The sequence below is a fragment of the Streptomyces aurantiaciflavus genome (assembly GCF_049808595.1).
GTDB lineage: Bacteria > Actinomycetota > Actinomycetes > Streptomycetales > Streptomycetaceae > Streptomyces.
The window spans coordinates 114,296-132,879 of the sequence record NZ_JBNCAQ010000015.1; the positions used below are offsets into that span (position 1 = coordinate 114,296).

16 protein-coding genes and 1 riboswitch are annotated in these 18,584 nt (G+C 69.8%); of the genes, 9 read left to right on the top strand and 7 right to left on the bottom strand.

The genetic code is table 11. The features are described from left to right. Positions 1-382 precede the first annotated feature (382 nt). The gene (locus tag ACPT94_RS19970) at positions 383-1,747 is read right to left on the bottom strand and encodes an ISNCY family transposase (protein WP_425246445.1); all 1,365 of its coding nucleotides are present in this window, start codon (positions 1,745-1,747) and stop codon (positions 383-385) included. Between the two features lie 152 nt (positions 1,748-1,899). After that, positions 1,900-2,214, bottom strand: a complete 315-nt coding sequence (locus ACPT94_RS19975) for a DMT family transporter (protein WP_425246446.1) — start codon at positions 2,212-2,214, stop codon at positions 1,900-1,902. Between the two features lie 9 nt (positions 2,215-2,223). Next, positions 2,224-2,285, bottom strand: a riboswitch (guanidine-III (ykkC-III) riboswitch). A gap of 290 nt (positions 2,286-2,575) precedes the next feature. On the opposite strand from ACPT94_RS19975, the gene ctaD reads away from it, so the two are divergent. Both ctaD and ctaF read left to right on the top strand, forming a co-directional pair. Then, a complete protein-coding gene (gene ctaD, locus ACPT94_RS19980) occupies positions 2,576-4,264 on the top strand; it encodes an aa3-type cytochrome oxidase subunit I (RefSeq protein ID WP_425246447.1) in 1,689 nt (562 codons plus the stop codon). A gap of 19 nt (positions 4,265-4,283) precedes the next feature. Continuing rightward, on the top strand, positions 4,284-4,685 hold the full coding sequence (ctaF, locus tag ACPT94_RS19985) for an aa3-type cytochrome oxidase subunit IV (RefSeq protein WP_425246448.1): 402 nt from the start codon (positions 4,284-4,286) through the stop codon (positions 4,683-4,685). Here the strand turns inward: ctaF and qcrB are convergent. Beyond that, positions 4,670-6,298 carry a cytochrome bc1 complex cytochrome b subunit gene (gene qcrB / locus ACPT94_RS19990; RefSeq protein ID WP_425246449.1) on the bottom strand — a complete coding sequence of 543 codons (1,629 nt, stop codon included), beginning with the start codon at positions 6,296-6,298 and terminating at the stop codon, positions 4,670-4,672. The two genes, ctaF and qcrB, sit on opposite strands and share 16 nt — an antisense overlap. A 223-nt stretch (positions 6,299-6,521) precedes the next feature. On the opposite strand from qcrB, the gene ACPT94_RS19995 reads away from it, so the two are divergent. Together ACPT94_RS19995 and ACPT94_RS20000 are read left to right on the top strand one after the other, a co-directional pair. Then, entirely contained in the window at positions 6,522-7,469 is a 948-nt protein-coding gene (locus ACPT94_RS19995) for an MIP/aquaporin family protein (RefSeq protein WP_360337433.1), read from the top strand. Between the two features lie 104 nt (positions 7,470-7,573). Further along, positions 7,574-8,191, top strand: coding sequence for a GNAT family N-acetyltransferase (locus tag ACPT94_RS20000; RefSeq protein WP_360337431.1), 618 nt, complete (start codon positions 7,574-7,576; stop codon positions 8,189-8,191). An 85-nt stretch (positions 8,192-8,276) separates the two neighbouring features. On the opposite strand, the gene ACPT94_RS20005 is transcribed toward ACPT94_RS20000, so the two are convergent. The 3 genes from ACPT94_RS20005 to ACPT94_RS20015 all read right to left on the bottom strand — a co-directional run bounded on the left by ACPT94_RS20005 (position 8,277) and on the right by ACPT94_RS20015 (position 12,415). Further along, on the bottom strand, positions 8,277-8,570 hold the full coding sequence (locus tag ACPT94_RS20005; protein WP_360337429.1) for a putative quinol monooxygenase: 294 nt from the start codon (positions 8,568-8,570) through the stop codon (positions 8,277-8,279). Between the two features lie 47 nt (positions 8,571-8,617). Beyond that, complete coding sequence (locus ACPT94_RS20010) at positions 8,618-11,179, bottom strand: GH32 C-terminal domain-containing protein (protein ID WP_425246450.1); 2,562 nt, start codon at positions 11,177-11,179, stop codon at positions 8,618-8,620. Positions 11,180-11,452: 273 nt separating this feature from the next. Next, entirely contained in the window at positions 11,453-12,415 is a 963-nt protein-coding gene (locus ACPT94_RS20015; protein WP_425246451.1) for a carbohydrate kinase family protein, read from the bottom strand. 226 nt (positions 12,416-12,641) lie between these two features. Between ACPT94_RS20015 and ACPT94_RS20020 the strand changes: the two genes are divergently transcribed. The 4 genes from ACPT94_RS20020 (at position 12,642) to ACPT94_RS20035 (ending at position 16,754) form a co-directional block, all read left to right on the top strand. After that, positions 12,642-13,658, top strand: coding sequence for a sugar ABC transporter substrate-binding protein (locus ACPT94_RS20020; protein ID WP_425246452.1), 1,017 nt, complete (start codon positions 12,642-12,644; stop codon positions 13,656-13,658). A 144-nt stretch (positions 13,659-13,802) separates the two neighbouring features. Then, complete coding sequence (locus ACPT94_RS20025) at positions 13,803-14,816, top strand: ABC transporter permease (RefSeq protein ID WP_360337421.1); 1,014 nt, start codon at positions 13,803-13,805, stop codon at positions 14,814-14,816. Beyond that, positions 14,813-15,646, top strand: coding sequence for an ATP-binding cassette domain-containing protein (locus tag ACPT94_RS20030; RefSeq protein ID WP_360337419.1), 834 nt, complete (start codon positions 14,813-14,815; stop codon positions 15,644-15,646). Before ACPT94_RS20025 ends, ACPT94_RS20030 begins: the two co-directional genes overlap by 4 nt. 76 nt (positions 15,647-15,722) lie before the next feature. Further along, a complete protein-coding gene (locus ACPT94_RS20035; RefSeq protein WP_360337417.1) occupies positions 15,723-16,754 on the top strand; it encodes a LacI family DNA-binding transcriptional regulator in 1,032 nt (343 codons plus the stop codon). Positions 16,755-16,792: 38 nt separating this feature from the next. On the opposite strand, the gene ACPT94_RS20040 is transcribed toward ACPT94_RS20035, so the two are convergent. Then, a complete protein-coding gene (locus ACPT94_RS20040; protein ID WP_425246453.1) occupies positions 16,793-17,389 on the bottom strand; it encodes a TetR/AcrR family transcriptional regulator in 597 nt (198 codons plus the stop codon). Positions 17,390-17,553: 164 nt separating this feature from the next. Here ACPT94_RS20040 and ACPT94_RS20045 point away from each other — a divergent pair, with 164 nt between their 5' ends. Further along, entirely contained in the window at positions 17,554-18,474 is a 921-nt protein-coding gene (locus ACPT94_RS20045; protein WP_425246454.1) for an NAD(P)-dependent oxidoreductase, read from the top strand. Positions 18,475-18,584: the final 110 nt, after the last annotated feature.

Sequence of the window (18,584 nt, forward strand, 5' to 3'; positions counted from 1 at the left end):
GAAGGATCAGAAAGATCAGAAGGAACAGGAGGAACACGAGGAACAGGGCGACCGGGGTCGGACGCAGCTGAGGAAGCGGACGGCACGGGAATCCCTTGGGTTGCCGACGACGAGGCCCGCCACCGAGCACCTGAGAGGTGCACCGACGGTTCAGGCAGGAAAGGCTCGCTGTGCCGCAACATCAAGGGCAGCACGCGATGACAGGCCGGTCACGGCCGACAACGTCAACGCGCGCTCTGAACACCGACCATGTCTCGGCTCCTCCTGGGTGACTCGCTGCGCCCACACCCTAGCTACTTGCCCCTGAAAAAGTGTTTGGGCTGGTGACGGAGCCGGTAATGCGGGATGGCGCTGTGTCCCTGGCCGGTTGGCGGCATGTGCCTCACCGGCTGAGGACGGTCATCCGCTGGAGGTTGTAGGCGAAAATGCCCATTCCGGCCCAGGTCTGGGCGCCAGCCAGGCGGCGCAAGCGCGTGCGACGGAAGCCGAAGCTGCGCTTGAGGTGACTTATACGGGCCTCGACACCGACCCTCCAGTTGCGCATCCGCCGGAACGGGCGACTTTGCTCGTGCTCACGCCGTGCCTTTCCCGGCTTCCCGGCTCGTTGCAGGCCGATCCGCTGGACACCGAGTTCGGCCAGAGCCAGATCGTTGGCTGCGGTGCCGAAGCCACGGTCGGCGACGACCGTGCCGGGCGGGCGGCCAGTCAGTGACACGACGCGTTGCACCGAGGGGACCAGTTGCGGCGCATCGGCCGGATTTCCGCGCTGGACCTGGTGGTCGACGATGAAGCCGCGTTCGTCCTCGGCCACGAGCGCGGTGTAGCCGAACTGGGTGGGGTGCTGGGGCTTGCCCTTGCGGATCGGTCGGGCGTCGGGGTCGGCCAACGAGACCAGCCGGTCGGGGATGGTGCGGATGCCCGCCAGGCGTAAGGCGGTCTGCTCCAGCAGTCGGCGGGTGCCGGCTGCGGTCTCGGCCAGCTCGCCCACGAGGTGCGCAAGTCGTCCCGAAGGCCGCTTGCGCAGGGTGCGTCGGGCGTTGCGCTCCACCGCTGCCACGTCCCGTAAGGTCGCCCGGGCCACGAAGGCGATTTCACCGGTGAGCCGGTCGATCTCGCCCAGCGCCTGGCCGGTGCGTCGCCGCAGCGTGCGAGAGATCTCCTTCAAACGGCGTCCCGCTGACCGGCTGCGATCACGGAAACGGGTGCGCCTGGCTGCTCCGGACGCCTTGATCCGGCCCACCAGCCGGCCCAGCTTGCGTACACCGTGTTCGAGCAGGTCAGCGTCGGTGGGGTGGTCGATGTCTGCTTCCATCACGGTCGTGTCGATGCGCAGCTTGCGGCACCGCAGCAGCTTGTCCTCGACCAGCTTGCCCAGCAGGGCGGCGTTCAGCTCTTCCACCGTCTGCGCTCCGCTGCGGCGCACCAGCTTGATCAGCGTGGTCGGGTGCGGCACAGGGGAGGCCAGCGGGATGCGGCAGAACCGGCGCCAGCTGAGCGAGTCCGCGACCTCACGGCACAGGGTCTCGTAACCCAGCTGGTAGCGGTGCTTGAGATACAGCAGGCGCAGCAGCGTCTCCACCGGTACGGACGGTCGCCCCAGCCGCTCGGCGAACACCGCCCGCCAGGGAGCGATGAATCGCTCGTCGTCCAAGAACGCATCGACCAGGCGCAGTTCGGCAGGTAACTGCCGCGCTTGCTCCGGCAACATCTCCCACCAGGCGTCCTGCACTCCCGAGACACGCAACATCGCCCCACCCCCGGCCGCATCGACCCGCCTCCACTGTCGCGGGCACGGTCCGGCCCTTACCAGCTCTCCCCAGAGGGCAACCCAGAAGCAGCTCCGGACTTCTTCAGGGGTAAGTAGCTAGCCGTCGGCGGCCCCGGCCACACCGCGAAACCTCAGTGCGTCAGCTTCAGGCCGGCCACGCATCCCACGATGCCGGCCAGCAGCACCAGTTTCAGCAGGCCGGCGGATTCACCCTCGAAGAGCATGGCGTACGTCGCGGTGAGCACCGCCCCGATGCCGACCCAGACCGCGTAGCCGGTGGCCACCGGCACCGTTCGGAGCGCGAAGGCCAGACCCGCCATGCTCAGCACCAGCCCAAGGCCGAAAACGACGCTCGGCACGGGGCGGGTGAAGCCCTCCGATTTGCCCAGTGCGGTAGCCCATACCGCTTCCAGCACTCCGGACAGCACCAGAATGATCCATGCCATGACAGACCCCTCGCGCCGTCTTGTCATGACTGGGTACGGCGCACCTCGTCCAGGAGCCTGTCGGGCTCTGCCCTCCACGATCGCACATCCCCCCGGCACACCGGCGCACACCGGCGCACCCAGCGCACTAGGCCCAAGGCCCACTCGGCGCACCCGGCCCACTCGGCGCACTCGGCCCACTCGGCAGATCAACGTGGGTCGCTCTCGTCACCGGGAAGCCGACAGACCGCCTCACGCTCACGGCAGGCCCCGCCTCGCTCCGTGGCGTCGTACCGGTGGCCCGGTGGCTTTCGAGGTCGGAGTGGGTGACCCTGGGCCGCAGGGTGCGTGATGCGGTCGTGCTCTGGGTACTCAGCGGCCCATGGTGGTGGAGCACAGGAGAACCGCGCCGAGGTTGCGTGCGGCCACGCCGCGGCAGCGGGCGAAGACGGACCGCGCGGTGGGGCGGGCCCTGATGCGCTGGGCCACGACCACGGACCACAAGGTCATCGGCAACCTCTACATCGCAACCGCGTTCTGCTTCTTTCTCTTCGGCGGCGTCCTGGCGCTGCTGATGCGGGCCGAGCTCGCACGTCCCGGCCTGCAGCTGTTCAGCAACGACCAGTACAACCAGCTGTTCACCATCCACGGCACCGTGATGATGCTGCTGTTCGCGACCCCGATGTTCGCGGGGTTCGCGAACGCGGTGATGCCGTTGCAGATCGGCGCCCCGGATGTGGCGTTCCCGCGCCTGAACGCCCTGTCGTACTGGCTGTACCTGTTCGGCGGGCTGATGGTCGTCTCCGGGTTCCTGGCGCCCGGTGGTGCGGCGGCCTTCGGCTGGTTCGCGTACGCGCCGCTGAACAGCGCCGTCCGCAGTCCGGGGGTGGGCGGCGACCTGTGGACGATGGGGCTGGTGGTGACCGGTGTGTCCACCACGCTCGGCGCGGTCAACTTCATCACCACCATCCTGTGCCTGCGCGCCCCCGGAATGACCATGTTCCGGATGCCGATCTTCACGTGGAACGTGCTGTTCACCTCGATCCTGGTGCTGCCCGCGTTCCCGGTGCTGGCCGCGGCGCTCCTCGCCCTGGAGGCCGACCGCAAGTTCGGGGCCCACATCTTCGACGCGGCGAACGGCGGGGCACTGCTGTGGCAGCACCTGTTCTGGTTCTTCGGGCATCCCGAGGTGTACATCGTCGCGCTGCCGTTCTTCGGGATCGTCTCCGAGATCATCCCGGTCTTCAGCCGCAAACCGATCTTCGGCTACCTCACCCTCATCGGCGCCACGATCGCGATCACCATGCTGTCGGCCGTGGTGTGGGCCCACCACATGTTCGCCACCGGCGCGGTGCTGCTGCCGTTCTTCTCCCTGATGTCGTTCCTGATCGCGGTGCCCACGGGCGTGAAGTTCTTCAACTGGATCGGCACCATGATCAAGGGCTCGCTGTCGTTCGAGACGCCGATGCTGTGGTCGTGCGGCTTCCTGGTGACGTTCCTGCTCGGCGGCATGAGCGGGGTCCTCATCGCCTCACCGCCGCTCGACTTCCACCTCACCGACACCTACTTCATCGTCGCGCACCTGCACTACGTCCTCTTCGGCACCGTGGTGTTCGCCATGTTCGCCGGCTTCTACTTCTGGTGGCCCAAGCTCACCGGCAAGATGCTCGACGAACGCCTCGGGAAGATCCACTTCTGGACCCTCTTCGTCGGCTTCCAGACCACCTTCCTCGTCCAGCACTGGCTCGGCGAGCAGGGCATGCCCCGCCGCTACGCCGACTACCTGGCCGCGGACGGCTTCACCCTGCTGAACACCATCAGCTCGATCGGCGCGTTCCTGCTCGGCCTGTCCACGCTGCCGTTCCTGTACAACGTGTGGAGGACCGCCAAGTACGCCCCGAAGGTCGAGGGCGAGGACCCCTGGGGCTATGGCCGTTCCCTGGAGTGGGCCACCTCCTGCCCGCCCCCGCGCCACAACTTCCACGCCCTGCCCCGCATCCGCTCCGAGTCGCCGGCGTTCGACCTCCACCACCCCGATGTCAGCCGACGCGACCAGAGGCACGTCCAGTGACCAGGCGAAGGGACGCTCAGTGAAAATCGAGGCCCGGCTGTTCACCGGCGTGGCGGTCTTCTTCGCCGTCACCGCCGTCGGCTACGGCTGGCGCTCCCGCGAACCGGCCGGGACCGCCGTACTGGTCGTCGCGTGCCTGATGGCCGCGCTCGTGGCGTTCTTCCTGTACGTGCAGTACCGCAAGCGCGGCCGTCGCCCTCAGGACCGCCTGGACGCCGAGGTCGCCGAGACGGCGGGCCCGCTGGAGTTCTTCCCGCCGCGCAGCCCCTGGCCGATCACCATCGCCCTGGGGGCGATCGTCCTGGCCCTGGGCGTCGTCTTCGGCCTGTGGCTGGCCCTGCTCGGGCTGGGCATCCTCGGGCACGGCGTCTTCGGCATGGTGTTCCAGTACGCCGGACGCGGCGGTCAGCGCTCCAGCTGATCCCGCGCGGCCGGTTGCCCGGCGTCCTCGTCACGGGGTTCGACCCCACGGGGTTCGACCCTGTCACGGCCGTACCAGGAGCCGAGGACCGCCCGCAGCCGCCCCGCCCGCGACCCGTCCCCCTCGTCGCCCGCCGGCACCGGCAGCATCGCCGGCTTCCGGGCGCCGAGCACGTACCGCGTCTCCTCGTCGATCGGCGCGTGGGCCTCCTCGTAGCCGCCCGCGATCGTCTGCCGCACCTGGCCCGTCTCCTCGCCCTCGGCGAGCCGCTCGGCGTCCGACTCCTGCAGCGCCAGGCAGATCCGCCGGGTCACCATGAAGGCCAGCAGGGGCAGCACCAGCAGCGAGACGCGGAACACCCACGTCAGCGCGTTCAAGGACACCCGGAAGGTGTGGGCGATGACGTCATTGCCGCCGGCCAGCAGCAGCACGCCGTAGAAGCAGACCGCCGCGACGCCGAGCCCCGTGCGCACCGGATTGTCACGAGGCCGGTCGCACAGATGGTGCTCCCGGTCGTCCCCGGTGACCCACCGCTCGATGAACGGATACGCGTACAGCACCGCGAACAGGGCCCCCGGCAGGACCACCGCGGGCAGGAAGACGTTCCACATCACCGTGTGCCCGGCGATCACGGTCTCCCACGGTGGTACGAGCCGCAGCGCGCCCTCCAGAAAGCCCACGTACCAGTCCGGCTGCGAGGCCGTCGACACCTGGGCCGGACGGTAGGGGCCGTACGTCCAGACCGGGTTGATCTGCGCCAGTCCCGCCAGCAGGGTCAGCACCCCGGAGACCATGAAGAAGAGCCCGGTGGAGCCCGCCGCGAACTGCGGGAACAGCGGCTTGCCCACCACGTTGCGGTTGGTGCGGCCGCGGCCCGCCCACTGGGTGTGCTTGAGGTGGAAGACCAGGATGAGGTGGGCGGTGATCAGCGCGAGCAGCAGGCCCGGGACGAGCAGGATGTGCAGCGAGTACAGCAGCGGGATCAGGTCCTGTCCGGGGAACTCCCCGCCGAAGACGAACATGCTGATGTATGTCCCCACCACCGGGATCGACAGCATGATGCCCTGGGCGATCCTCAGGCCCGTGCCGGACAGCAGGTCGTCGGGGAGCGAGTAGCCGGCGAAGCCCTCGGCGAGCGACAGCAGGAACAGCGTCACGCCGATCATCCAGTTGACTTCACGCGGCCGGCGGAAGGCACCGGTGAAGAAGACGCGCAGCAGGTGCACGCCGATGGCGGACAGGAACACCAGCGCGGCCCAGTGGTGCAACTGCCGGATCAGCAGGCCGCCCCGCACGTCGAAGCTGATGTGCAGGGTCGAGCGGTACGCCTCCGACATGCGCACCCCGTCCAGCGGACGGTAGGAGCCGTCGTAGACGACCTCGGTCATCGACGGATGGAAGAACAGCGTCAGCCACACACCGGTGAGCAGCAGAACGACGAAGCTGTACAGCGCGATCTCGCCCAGCAGGAACGACCAGTGGTCCGGAAACGCCTTGCGCAGCAGTCCGCGCCCCTCGGAGAGGGGCAGCCGCCCGTCCATGTAGGCGGCGGTGCGTTCCCCGGCATGCCGCGCCCGGGCACCGGCCCGCACTCGCTTCTTCCTCAGCAGCACCCACCCGGAGTTCCCTGACACGCGTGGGGGAAAACGCGGGGTCCCCTGTTCGTCCGAGCCAACGAGCGGCAGTCGCGGCCCGGGCCTACGGTGGCTATAGAGGGTTCCGCCCGGACGGTGGCAGGGAAGCGGAGCACCTTGATGGTTCCTCCCCCTCCCCTGCCGCACCACGAGCGGGCTGTGGCGCTTGAGCGCGACCCGACGAGTGCATCGGGAGGATCACATGGCCGTAGAGATCCCGCCCCTGGTGAAGCCCTCTCGGCTGAGGCGTCGCGGAGGCTTGCTGGGCGAGTGCATGGCGGAGTTCCTGGGGACTTTCGTCCTCATCTCCTTCGGGTGCGGTGTGGTGGCAGTGGCGGTCGCGGCGCTGCCCGGCTCGGGCCGTACGTCGGGTCCGACCACGTTCTTCCTCAGCGCGGGTGACTGGCTGCTCATCACCTGGGGCTGGGGCCTGGCCGTGGTCCTCGGCATCTACGTGGCCGGCGGGGTCAGTGGCGCGCACATCAACCCGGCGGTGACGCTGGCCTTCGCCGTTCGCCGCAAGTTCCCCTGGGTCAAGGTCGTCCCGTACTGGGTGTCGCAGGTGGCCGGCGCCCTCGCCGGGGCGGCACTGGTCTACGCCGTCTACCACGACGCGATCAACACGTTCGACGACGCGATGAAAGGGCCGAAGACGAACGGGCACACGCTCGCCTCGTTCTCGATCTTCGCCACCTTCCCGGCGCCGTACTTCCACGGCGGCGTCTGGGGCCCGCTGATCGACCAGATCGTCGGCACCGCCTTCCTGGTCATGCTGGTCGTGGCGATCATCGACCTGCGGAACATGGCCGTGCAGGCGAATCTCGGACCGTTGGTGATCGGCTTCGTGGTGGCCGCCATCGGCATGTCCTTCGGGGCGAACGCGGGGTACGCCATCAACCCGGCCCGTGACTTCGGCCCACGCTTGTTCACCTGGGCGGCCGGCTGGAACGAGTTGGCCTTCCCCGGCAGCTTGTCGGGCGCGTTCAGCGCCTACTGGTGGATTCCGATCGTCGGGCCGTTCGTCGGCGGTGTGATCGGTGTGCTGGTGTACGACCTGTTCATCGGCGACGTGCTCCACATCCGCACCCAGCAGGCCGAGCTGCCCGAACCCGGCCGGACGCGGCCCGTCGTGGGCACGGACGAGGAGTAGTCCGGGGCCGTGGGCGACTTTGCACCGCTGACCGACCACTGACCACTGCAGTCGCTGAGCCGGTAAGTTGCGTCGTTCGCAAGGAGACCGGAGGGGAAGGCCCTGTGACGACGCGACACCCGGCGACGCATCCGGAACGCCGCACCGAACGTCTGTGGCTGCGTCAGTGGAGAGAGGCGGACCTGGATCCGCTGGCGGAGATGGACGCGGATCCGGACGTCATGCGATACATCGGCGACGGTTCGGTCAGCACGCGGGAGCGGACCGCCGAGGGGCTGGCCCGTGCGCGCGCCGCCTGGGACGAGCGCGGGTACGGTCTGTTCGCCGCCGAGGAGATCGCGACCGGCGAGCTGGTCGGCTGGGTGGGACTGGCCGTTCCGGCTTTCCTCCCCGAGATCATGCCGGCGGTGGAGATCGGATGGCGGCTGCGACGCCGCTCGTGGGGGCGTGGCTATGCCACCGAAGCGGCCCGAGCGGTCCTGGCGTTCGCGTTCGACGAGGTGCGGCTGGATCGTGTCGTCAGCATCTGCCATGTCGACAACCGCGCCTCGATGCGGGTCATGGTCAAGCTCGGGATGGCGTTCGACCGCACCACTCGGGTCCCTGCCCATGGACAGCCGGTCCAGGTCATGTCGCTGTCTCGGGAGGAACACCGCTCCTCGGCGCGAGGGTCTTCTCCCGCACCCGCACCCGCACCCGTTCCCGGGCCGGCCCGGTCGTGAGATGAACGACGACCCTCCGATGCGGTGGCGGGCGGGGCCGGGGGGGGGGCCCGCGGGGGGGGGGGCCCCGCCCGGCTGGTGACCGTCAGCTCACCGGATCCAGGAACGTCAGCACCGAGGCGTCCTCCTCGATCAGCGGGACCAGGGCGGCGTTGAACGGGGCGCCGTAGGGGGCCTTCAGGTGGGCCTGGAAGGCGTCCTCGTCCCGGTAGACCTCGAAGATCCAGTAGGCGCGCGGGTGGGACGCCTTGGTGTAGACGTCGAAGGTGAGGTTGCCGTCCTCCTCGCGGACCTTCTTGGCATAGTCCAGGATCAGGCGGGCGACCTCGTCCTCCGTTCCCTCGCGGGCGGTGAACTCGGCGAGCAGGGTCTTGTGCACGGTGATGGGTCCTTCGTGGTCGGGCGTCGGTCGGGCGTGGTCGCGGGTCAGTCGCGGTAGGAGCCGAGGTGCCGGACGCGGGCCTGGTCCAGCCTCACCGAGCCGTTCTCGGCGAAGAGCTGCACTCCCTGGCTGGCGGGGTCGGGGAAGATCTGGTCGGTGATGACGGCCTCGCCGCTGCCGCCGAAGACCTCGACGGACGACCAGTCGACGAGGATCCGCAGCTCGACCTTGCCGTTCCGGGCCTGGAGGGGGGCTCGCTGGACGCCGGGGAAGGTGCCGTCGAAGTCCACGGCGCCGGAGCGGGTGCGGTCGACGTACAGCTCCTGTGTCGTGGTGTCGTAGCCGATGACGGTCTCCTCGCCGTCGGCGCCGGTGCGTACCTTCAGGCCGAAGCGTTCGGCGTCCTCGAGGGAGAAGGTCGCCTCGATGTCGAGTGCCCTGCCCGTGGCCGCGGGGCCGATCAGGGGCTTGGAGGTGCTGGTGACGGTGACGCCGGACGCTGTCGCCTGGCGCTTCTCGCGGAGGGAGTCCAGGCTGCCCACCGGCTTGCTGGTCAGCCGGATCCGGCCGTCGATCGTGCGCAGGGCCATCTCCCGGGGGGTGCTCTGCGCGCCGCGCCAGGGGGACGTGGGGATGGCGCCGCCGTAGTCCCAGTTGTTCATCCAGCCGATCATGTAGCGCTTGCCGCCCGGTGCGTTCTCCCAGGACACCGCCGCGTAGTAGTCCTTGCCGTAGTCGGCCCAGTCGGCGCGTTCCACGACGGACTTGGCCGGCTTGTCGGCGGTGGTGAACCGGTCGGCCAGGATGTGGCCCCAGCCGGCGGTGTTCATGTCGACGATCTGGACGCGTGCCTTCTTGCCGGCGTAGGGGCGCAGGTCGAAGGAGGCCCAGTCCAGGGTCTCGCTGTTGGAGCCGGTGGCGCTGCGGACGATCCGGCCGTCGACGATCAGGTTGACGGACGTCTCCTGGGAGACGGGCTGGGCCAAGGCGTCGGACAGCACGATGTGGTCGACGTTGATGTGGCCCCAGCCGCCGGTGTTGTCGTCGACGATCCTGATCTGCGCCTGCTGGCCGGCGAGGTCGCCGACGTCCCAGGAGGTCCAGTCGAGTGCCTCGGCGTTCTTGCCGGTGGCGCTGCGGACCACCTTGCCGTCGACGAGGAGCTCGATCGCGGTCGGGTCGGCGGAGGCGGCGCCGTGGTTGCCGCCTCCGATGAGGAAGTCGACGTACTTCTTGTCGATGGTGAATGCGGGTGAGGTGAGGGTGCCGGTGGTGGAGTCGCCGTTCAGGAAGGTGTTGACCAGGCCGCTGCCCAGGAAGCCGGAGACCTCCTGCTGGCCCGGGAGGGTGCCGGGGGCCGGCGCCGAGCCGAAGGCGTCTCCGGTCCTCGTCCAGTCGCCGTAGCCGCCGCCTTCGAAGTCGGCGAGGAGCGTGCCCTCGGGTGGGGGTGCCTGCTCCATGACGGTGCCGGGCTCGTGCGGGTGGCGGCCGCCGCCGACCTTGAAGTTCAGGTAGGGGCTGTCGACGGTGAACTCGGGGGAGGTGAGGGTGCCGGTGGTGCCGTCGCCCGCGTGGAAGCTGTTGGCGAGGCCCCTGCCGTCGAAGCCGTCGACGGTCCCCTGGCCGGCCAGCGCCCCGGCCGCCGGGCCCTCGCCGAACGCGGTGCCCGTGGTCGTCCACGTACCGAAGCCGGTGCCCTCGAAGTCCTGTACGACCGTGCCGGTGGGCGGGGTGTAGGTGCCCTTGTCCTCGGCGGTGAACCTCGTGCCGTCGAAGTCGCCGACGAAGTACTGGGCGGCCGAACCGCCCGCGATACCGCCGGGGTTGATGTTGACGACCAGGACCCACTTGATGTCGTCCGGGTCCCCGTCGACGGCGAGGGGGAACAGGTCGGGGCACTCCCACACGCCGCCCGTCGCGCCGGCCGGGCCGAACTCGCTGAGCAGGTCCCAGTCCTTGAGGTTCTTCGACGAGTAGAACCGCACCTTGTGCTCGGTGGACAGCGACACCGTCATCAACCAGCTCTTGGTCGGCTCGTACCACTGGACCTTGGGGTCACGGAACTCTCTGGAGCCGATGTCGAGGACGGGATTGCCCTGGTACTTGGTCCAGGTGCGGCCGCGGTCGGTGCTGTAGGCGAGCGACTGGGCCTGAACGCCGGTGTCTTTGGCGTAGCTGGTGTAGATCGCCACCAGGGGCGGGTTCTTCTTCGTGCCGAAACCGGTCGTGTTGTTCCAGTCGACCACCGCGCTGCCGGAGAACACCATCTCCTTGTCGTCGTGCGGCAGGGCGAGCGGCAGTTCCTTCCAGTGCACGAGGTCCGTGCTCACCGCGTGGCCCCAGGACATGTCGCCCCAGGAGTTGCCGTTCGGGTTGTACTGGTAGAAGAGGTGATATTCGCCCTTGTAGTACACGAGGCCGTTGGGGTCGTTCATCCAGTTCTTCTCCGGGGTGAAGTGGAACTGGGGCCGGTAGGTCTCGGTGTACGGCGGGGTGTCGGCGGCGAGGGCCTGAGGGGTGAGCGGGGCTGTGGTCAGGGCGCAGACGGCGGCCACCGCCGCGACCATCCGTCCGCGGGCATGCCGGGTTACACGTCCAGAGCTCATGCTGTCTCCTGCGCTGCGGCCGTCCGCGCGGCGAAGCCTGCTGTCCGGCGCGGACCGAAGAGTGACGCCTTCCGTGACGTCTTGCGTGACGCCTTCCGTGACGCCTTCCTTGACACTTCCGTGGCTCCTTCCCGGCGCCTCGTCCATGGCGCCGAGAAGGACTGTCATCGTTGACTTGTGTCAGCGATGACATCGAGTGCCCGATGATGGACGCAGTCCGGGCGACGCGTCAACGGTTCCGACGTGATGTCCGCCGCGCGGCTCACCTGCCCGTCATACGCGGTCGGTTACTGCCAGTTGCGGCAGCTGGTCGCGCCACGGGGGGTTGGGGCCGGCGACCGAGCAGGTCAGGGCCGCGACCTGGACGGCGAACCGGCAGGCCTCCGCGACCTCGTCGAGGCGGAGCCGGGTCAGCCGGCCGCCGAGGAGTCCGCGGGCGCCGAGGTGGTGCAGCAGGCCGGCGGTGAAGGAGTCCCCCGCTCCGACCGTGTCGACGACGTTCACCGGCACGGCCGGGACCTCCACCCGTTCGCCGTCGAGCGAGGCCAGGACCCCGTCGGCACCGCGGGTGATCACGACGAGCCGCGCCCCGGCCGCGTGCCAGATGTCGCACGCCTGCTCGGGCGGCGTGTCCGGCAGCAGGAGCTCCAGGTCGTCCTCGCTGAGCCGCAGCACATCGGCGAGACGGCACCAGTGCGCCAGCCGGGCGCGGTAGACGTCGGGGTGCACCAGCAGCGGCCGGACGTTGGGGTCGATGCTGATGGTCGCCCCGGGGGCGGCCGCCGCCAGGAAGTCCTCCACCACGGCCGCGCCGGGCTCCCGGACCAGGGCCAGGGATCCGGTGTGCACACAGGCGGACTCGGACAGGTCCACCCGTGCCAGTTCCTCGGCCGTCCACTGCCAGTCGGCCGTCTTCTGCGCGTGGAAGGAGAACGCGGCCTGCCCCCGGGCGTCCAGTTCCGCCACGGCCAGGGTGCTGGGCTCGGCGGCCGCGACGGCGTTCGACAGATCCACCCCGGATGCCTCCAGGTGACCGCGGAACAGGCGGCCGAACACGTCGCCGGACAGCCGTGCGAGGAAGCGGGCCGCGGTGCCCAGCCGGGCCAGGGCCACCGCCGTGTTCGCAGGTCCGCCGCCGGGCAGTACGCGCAGGGCGAGTTCGTTCGAGGTGCTCCCGGGTTCGGCGAACGCGTCCGCGACGCACTCCCCGAGGACGGTGATCTGACGCGGGCTCATGGGCTGCTCTTCTCTGGCGGGCGTACGGGCGAAAGCGGGCACGGACCGGGCGGCCGTCGGGGGCGTTACGGACTTGTGTCCGGCGTAGGGCATTGACGTTGCCGGGAGCCGGAGTCCATCATCCTCGCCATGCAGTGTCAACGATGACATAAGTCAACGATGACAACTCCGGGACGGCATCCCCCGATGCCGGCCGCGCCGCTCGCAATCCCGCAGGAGTCGTTTCATGTCTCGCACCACTCGTCTGCCCCTCTCTCTCCTCAGAGCCGCCGCGTGCACGGGCATCGCGGCCCTCACCCTGACGGCCTGCGGCTCGGGCTCCGGATCAAACTCCGTCGGCTCCGGTTCGGGCGAGGTCAAGGTCGGCCTGATCACCAAGACCGACACCAACCCGTTCTTCGTGAAGATGAAGGAGGGCGCGGAGAAGGCCGCCAAGGAGAGCGGCGCCAAGCTGGTCACCGCCGCGGGCAAGTTCGACGGCGACAACGCCGGTCAGGTCACGGCCATGGAGAACATGGTCGCCTCCGGCGTGAAGGGCATCCTGATCACCCCGAGCGACTCCAAGGCCATCGTGCCCGCGATCGAGAAGGCCAAGGCCAAGGGCGTCCTGGTCATCGCCCTGGACACCCCGACCGAGCCGGAGAGCGCCGTCGACGCCCTCTTCGCCACGGACAACCTCAAGGCCGGCGAGCTGATCGGCCAGTACGCCAAGGCCGCCATGAAGGGCAAGGCCGCCAAGATAGCCACCCTCGACCTGGCGCCGGGTGTGTCGGTGGGCGTCCAGCGCCACGACGGCTTCCTCAAGGGCTTCGGCGCCACCGACAAGGACGTCGCCTGCGCCCAGGACACCGGCGGCGACCAGGCCAAGGGCCAGACGGCGATGGAGAACTGCCTCCAGAAGGAGCCCGGCATCAACGTCGTCTACACCATCAACGAACCGGCCGCCCTGGGCGCGTACACCGCCCTCAAGGCCAAGGGCCGGGAGAAGGACGTCCTGGTCGTCTCCGTCGACGGTGGCTGCACCGGCACCCAGGCCGTCAAGGACGGCAAGATCGCGGCGACCTCGCAGCAGTACCCGCTGAAGATGGCCGCCGAGGGCGTCAAGGCCGTCGTGACGTACGCGAAGGACGGCAAGAAGGCGTCCGGTTACACCGACACGGGCGTCACCCTGATCACCGACAAGCCGCAGGCCGGGGTCACCTCCAAGGACACCGCCTACGGCCTGGAGAACTGCTGGGGCTGAGCCGCTCCCGGAGCTGTTCGACGCCGTCCTTCCCCTCAGCGGGCGGCCGGCCCCTCCTCCCCGACCCGGGGACGGCCGCCCCCTCGTCTTCCTGTCTCCCGGTAGGGCCCGACAAGGACTTCTGTCTTCCGACAAGGACTTCGCATGACTGCCACGTCCACGCCACCGTCGACGACCACGCCGTACGCCGAGCTCAAAGCACCGACCACGGCCCGCAGACTGCTCACGGCACCGACCACCGGCCCGCTGGTCGCCCTCCTCCTGGCCTGCGCCTTCTTCTCCTTCTCGACCGACCAGTTCCTCACGGGCGGCAACTTCTCGCTGATCGTGCAGCAGGTCATGGTCGTCGGCACGCTCGCCATCGGACAGACCCTGATCATCCTCACGGCGGGCATCGACCTGTCGTGCGGTGCCGTGATGGCGTTCGGCAGCATCATGATCGCCAAGATGGCCGCCGAGGGCTCCCTGCCCCCGCTCGTCGCCATCGCTCTCGGCATAGCGGTCTGCGGCGGCTTCGGGCTGCTGAACGGGCTGCTGGTGCAGAAGATCCCGCTGCCGCCGTTCATCGTCACGCTCGGCATGCTCAACGTGGCGTTCGCGCTGACCCACATCTACTCCGAGGAGCAGACGGTCACCAACCTGCCCGGCCCGCTGACGGCCCTCGGGCAGACCTTCCCGCTCGGCCACACCGACATCACCTACGGCTCCCTGGTCACCATCGCCCTGTTCCTCCTCCTCGCGTACGCGCTGAGCAGCACCGGCTGGGGCCGGCACGTCTACGCGCTGGGCAACAGCCAGGAGGCGGCGCGGCTGAACGGCATCCGCACCTCCCGCCTGACCATCGGCGTCTACACCACGGCGGGTGTGCTGTACGGCATCGCCGCCCTGCTGCTCATCTCCCGCACCGGAGTCGGCGACCCGCAGGCCGGGCAGACCGACAACCTCGACAGCATCACCGCCGTGGTCCTCGGCGGCACCAGCCTCTTCGGCGGGCGCGGTTCGGTCCTGGGCACCTTCATCGGCGTCCTCATCGTCGGCGTCTTCCGCAACGGCCTGCAGTTGATGGGTGTCGCCTCCATCTACCAGACCCTGATCACCGGAATCCTGGTGATCCTCGCGGTGACCGTCGACCAGATCTCCCGGAAGAAGGCCCGATGACCGCCACCTCCCCCACCCCTGTCCTGCAGGCCCGCGGTCTGGTCAAGCGGTACGGGCACGTCACCGCCATCGACGGCGCCGACTTCGACCTGATGCCCGGTGAGGTCCTGGCGGTCATCGGCGACAACGGCGCCGGCAAGACCAGCCTGATCAAGGCTCTCACCGGGGCGCTGGTTCCGGACGCGGGCGAGATACGGCTCAACGGCGAGCCCATCACCTTCTCCGGACCGCAGAGCGCCCGCGCGCACGGCATCGAGACGGTCTATCAGGACCTCGCGGTGGCCGCCTCCATGGACATCGCCTCGAACGTGTTCCTGGGGCGCGAACTGCGCCGCCCCGGCGTCCTCGGCAGTGTCTTCCGCATGCTGGACAAGAAGCGCATGCGCCAGGAGGCCGCCGAGCACATGGCCGACCTGAAGATCGGCCTGCGCTCGCTCACCCAGGCGGTCGAGACGCTCTCCGGCGGTCAGCGGCAGGCCGTCGCGGTCGCCCGTTCCGTCGCCTGGGCCCGCAGCGTCGTCGTCATGGACGAGCCCACCGCCGCTCTCGGCGTCAAGGAGTCCGGCCAGGTGCTGGACCTCATCCGCCGCGTCCGGGACAAGGGCATGCCGGTCGTTCTGATCAGCCACAACATGCCGCACGTCTTCGAGATCGCGGACCGGATCCATGTGCACCGGCTGGGCAGGCGCGCGGCCGTGATCAAGCCTTCCGACTACTCCATGGCGGAGGTCGTCGCCATCATGACCGGCGCGCTCACCGTCGACGAGGCCGGAGGTACTGTCGTAGCGGATTCCGAGGCGGCCAAGGCCGCTGGTGTCCAGGCCAACTGACGACACGAACTCACCACTCACAGGTTCCGGCCGAGGCCGCGGCCGGAACCGACGAGCACAGGAGACCGTTCCCTCCATGGCAGCGAAGCGCCGCCCCACCCTGGCAGACGTCGCCCGAGAAGTGGGCGTCAGCGCCAAGACCGTCTCCCGCGTCCTCAACGAGGACGGACCCGCCTCCGCCCAGACCAGGGAACAGGTCCTCGCCGCCGTCGCCAAGCTCGGCTTCCAGCCGAACCTGATGGCCCGCAACATCCGGGTCGGCGGACCCGACACCACCATCGGACTGGTCATCCCCGACCTCGGCAACCCCTTCTTCGGGGCCGTGGCCCGGAGCATCGAGGACACCGTCCGCGACCGTGGCCTGACCCTGCTCATGGGCTCCTCGGCGGACGATCCCGACCGCGAGCGCGCGTTGACCGACAAGTTCCTCGCCCGCCGGGTCAGCATCCTGATGGTCGTGCCGTCGGTCGGCGCCGACCACTCCCACCTCAAGGCGCACCGCACCGCGGGCCTGCCGGTCGTCTTCATCGACCGTCCGGGAGCGGCCCTGGCCACGGACAGCGTCGTCAGTTCCAACCGGACGGGTGCCCACGAGGGCGTCGCCCATCTGATCGCCCACGGCCACCGGCGCATCGGTTTCGTCGGCGACCTGCCCACCAAGCTCTACACCCGCCGCGAACGCCTGGCCGGCTACCGTACGGCCCTGCAGGAAGCCGACATCCCCTACGACCGCTGCCTGGTCACCAACGCCCACGACCAGCACGGCGCCTCCGCCGCCACCTCCCAGCTGCTGGGTCTGGCGGATCCCCCCACCGCCCTGTTCGCCGGCAACAACATCGTCGCGCTGGGCATCGTCACCGAACTCGCCCGCAGCGGACGGAAGGACGTCGCCGTGGTCGCCTTCGACGACGTGGCGCTCGCCGAGGCACTCGAACCGGCCCTGACCGTCGTCGCCCAGGACCCGGAGGAGATCGGCAGAACGGCGGCGACCACCGCCCTGGCCCGTCTGGACGGCGACCGCTCCCGCGCCCGCACCATCACCGTCCCCACCCGCCTGATCGTCCGGGGCTCGGGGGAACGGCCCGCTCCGGTGCTGCAGAGGGCCTGACCCTCTCGGTGGGGGCCGCTGTTCCGTAGGACGGCCGGTCAGTCGTCCCTGGTCACCGCGGCGTCGAGGAGCGGGCCGAGTTCCCGGGCCACGGTGTTCAGGGCCCGGACGTCACGCTCGGCACGGGCGATGAGGACGGCCCCCTCCAGGGCGCTGATCATGAGCGTGGCGAGCGCACCGGCCCGTTCCTCGGGCACGCCCATGTCCGTCAGGGCGCGGGTCACCGGCCCCGTCCAGGTCGCGAACGCGGCGGCCGCGGCCTCCCGTGTGGAGACGGCCGACTCCGCGCAGTCCACCGTGGCCGCCGCCACGGGGCAACCGCCCGCGAAGCCGGCCGTCTCGTACTCGTCGGTCCACTGGCGCACCATCTCGGTGAACAGCCCGCTGGGCGTCGGCTCGGGCAGCGCGCCGAGGAAGCGCGCGACGCGGTTGCCCGCGTACCGGCCCGCCCAGCCCACCGCCTCGTTCACCAGCTGTTCCTTGCCTCCGGGGAAGTAGTGCTGGAGCGAACCGCGCGGCGCCTCGGCGTGGGCCGCGACCTCCCGCATCCCCGTGGCGGCGACCCCCTCGCGCCGGATGAGCTGGGCCGCGCTGAAGACCATCCGCTCGCGCGGACCCCGTGCGGACACCGCCATCCCCGGCCCCCTTCTTCCTCGAACTTCTCGGCATCACCCTATGACCGTCGTCATGGCGCCGACTACTATGACCGCTGTCATAGTCAGGGGCCGAGGCAGTGGTGGCATCCGCGGTGAGGGTGGCGGCGGCCCGGCCCGCGTGAGCCAGGACAGGGCGGTGCGTCGTGTACGTCGGTTTCGTCGGCCTCGGGGTCATGGGGCAGCCCATGGCCCTCAACCTCGCCCGCGCGGGGACGCCTCTCGTCGTGTGGAACCGCACCCCCGGCCGGTGCGAACCCCTGCGCACCGCCGGAGCCGAGGTCGCGGCGGGCCCGGCCGAGGTCTTCGAGCGGGCCGGGACCGTGATCCTCATGCTGGCCGACGAGGCCGCCGTCGACGCGGTGCTGGGGCGCGGCACACCGGACTTCGCCGAGCGCGTCGCCGGGCACACCGTCGTCCACATGGGCACGACCTCGGCCGAGTACTCGGGCGGCCTGCGGGACGACATCCGGGCGGCGGGCGGGAGTTACGTCGAGGCCCCGGTCTCCGGCTCCCGCGTCCCGGCCGAGCAGGGCGAGCTGGTGGGGATGCTGGCGGGTGACGACGACGCGGTGGCGGCCGTACGGCCCCTGCTCACGCCGATGTGCCGGGAGACGTTCGACTGCGGCGCGGTCCCGGGGGCGCTGCTGATGAAGTTCTCGGTGAACCTGTTCCTGATCACGCTGGTCACCGGTCTGACCGAGGCGTTCCACTTCGCCGACCGGCACGGGCTCGACCAGCGGCTGCTCCGGGACGTCCTGGACGCGGGCCCGATGGCCAGCGCCGTCTCCCGTATGAAGGGACCCAAGCTGCTGGCCCGTGACTTCACCGTCCAGGCGGCCGCCGCGGACGTCCTGAAGAACAACCGGCTGATCGCGGAGGCCGCCCGCGAGGCCGGCCTGGCCTCCCCGCTCCTGGACGTCTGTCACGCCCTCTACGGCGAGACCGTCGAGCAGGGCCACGGCGGCGAGGACATGGTGGCCGTGCTGCACGCGCTGGAGACCCGGACCGCCCACGGCACGACGCCTCGCCCCCACGATGTGGGGACCGCTCCCGCACGGTGGTGAGGCGACCGGAGTGCCGCGTCGTCAACTCCACGCCGACGCAGGCGAGTTGGGCTCAAAATCCGCGCCTTGCTGGAGGTTCCGGTCGCCGCTGCCCGCGCGGACCGCGCGGA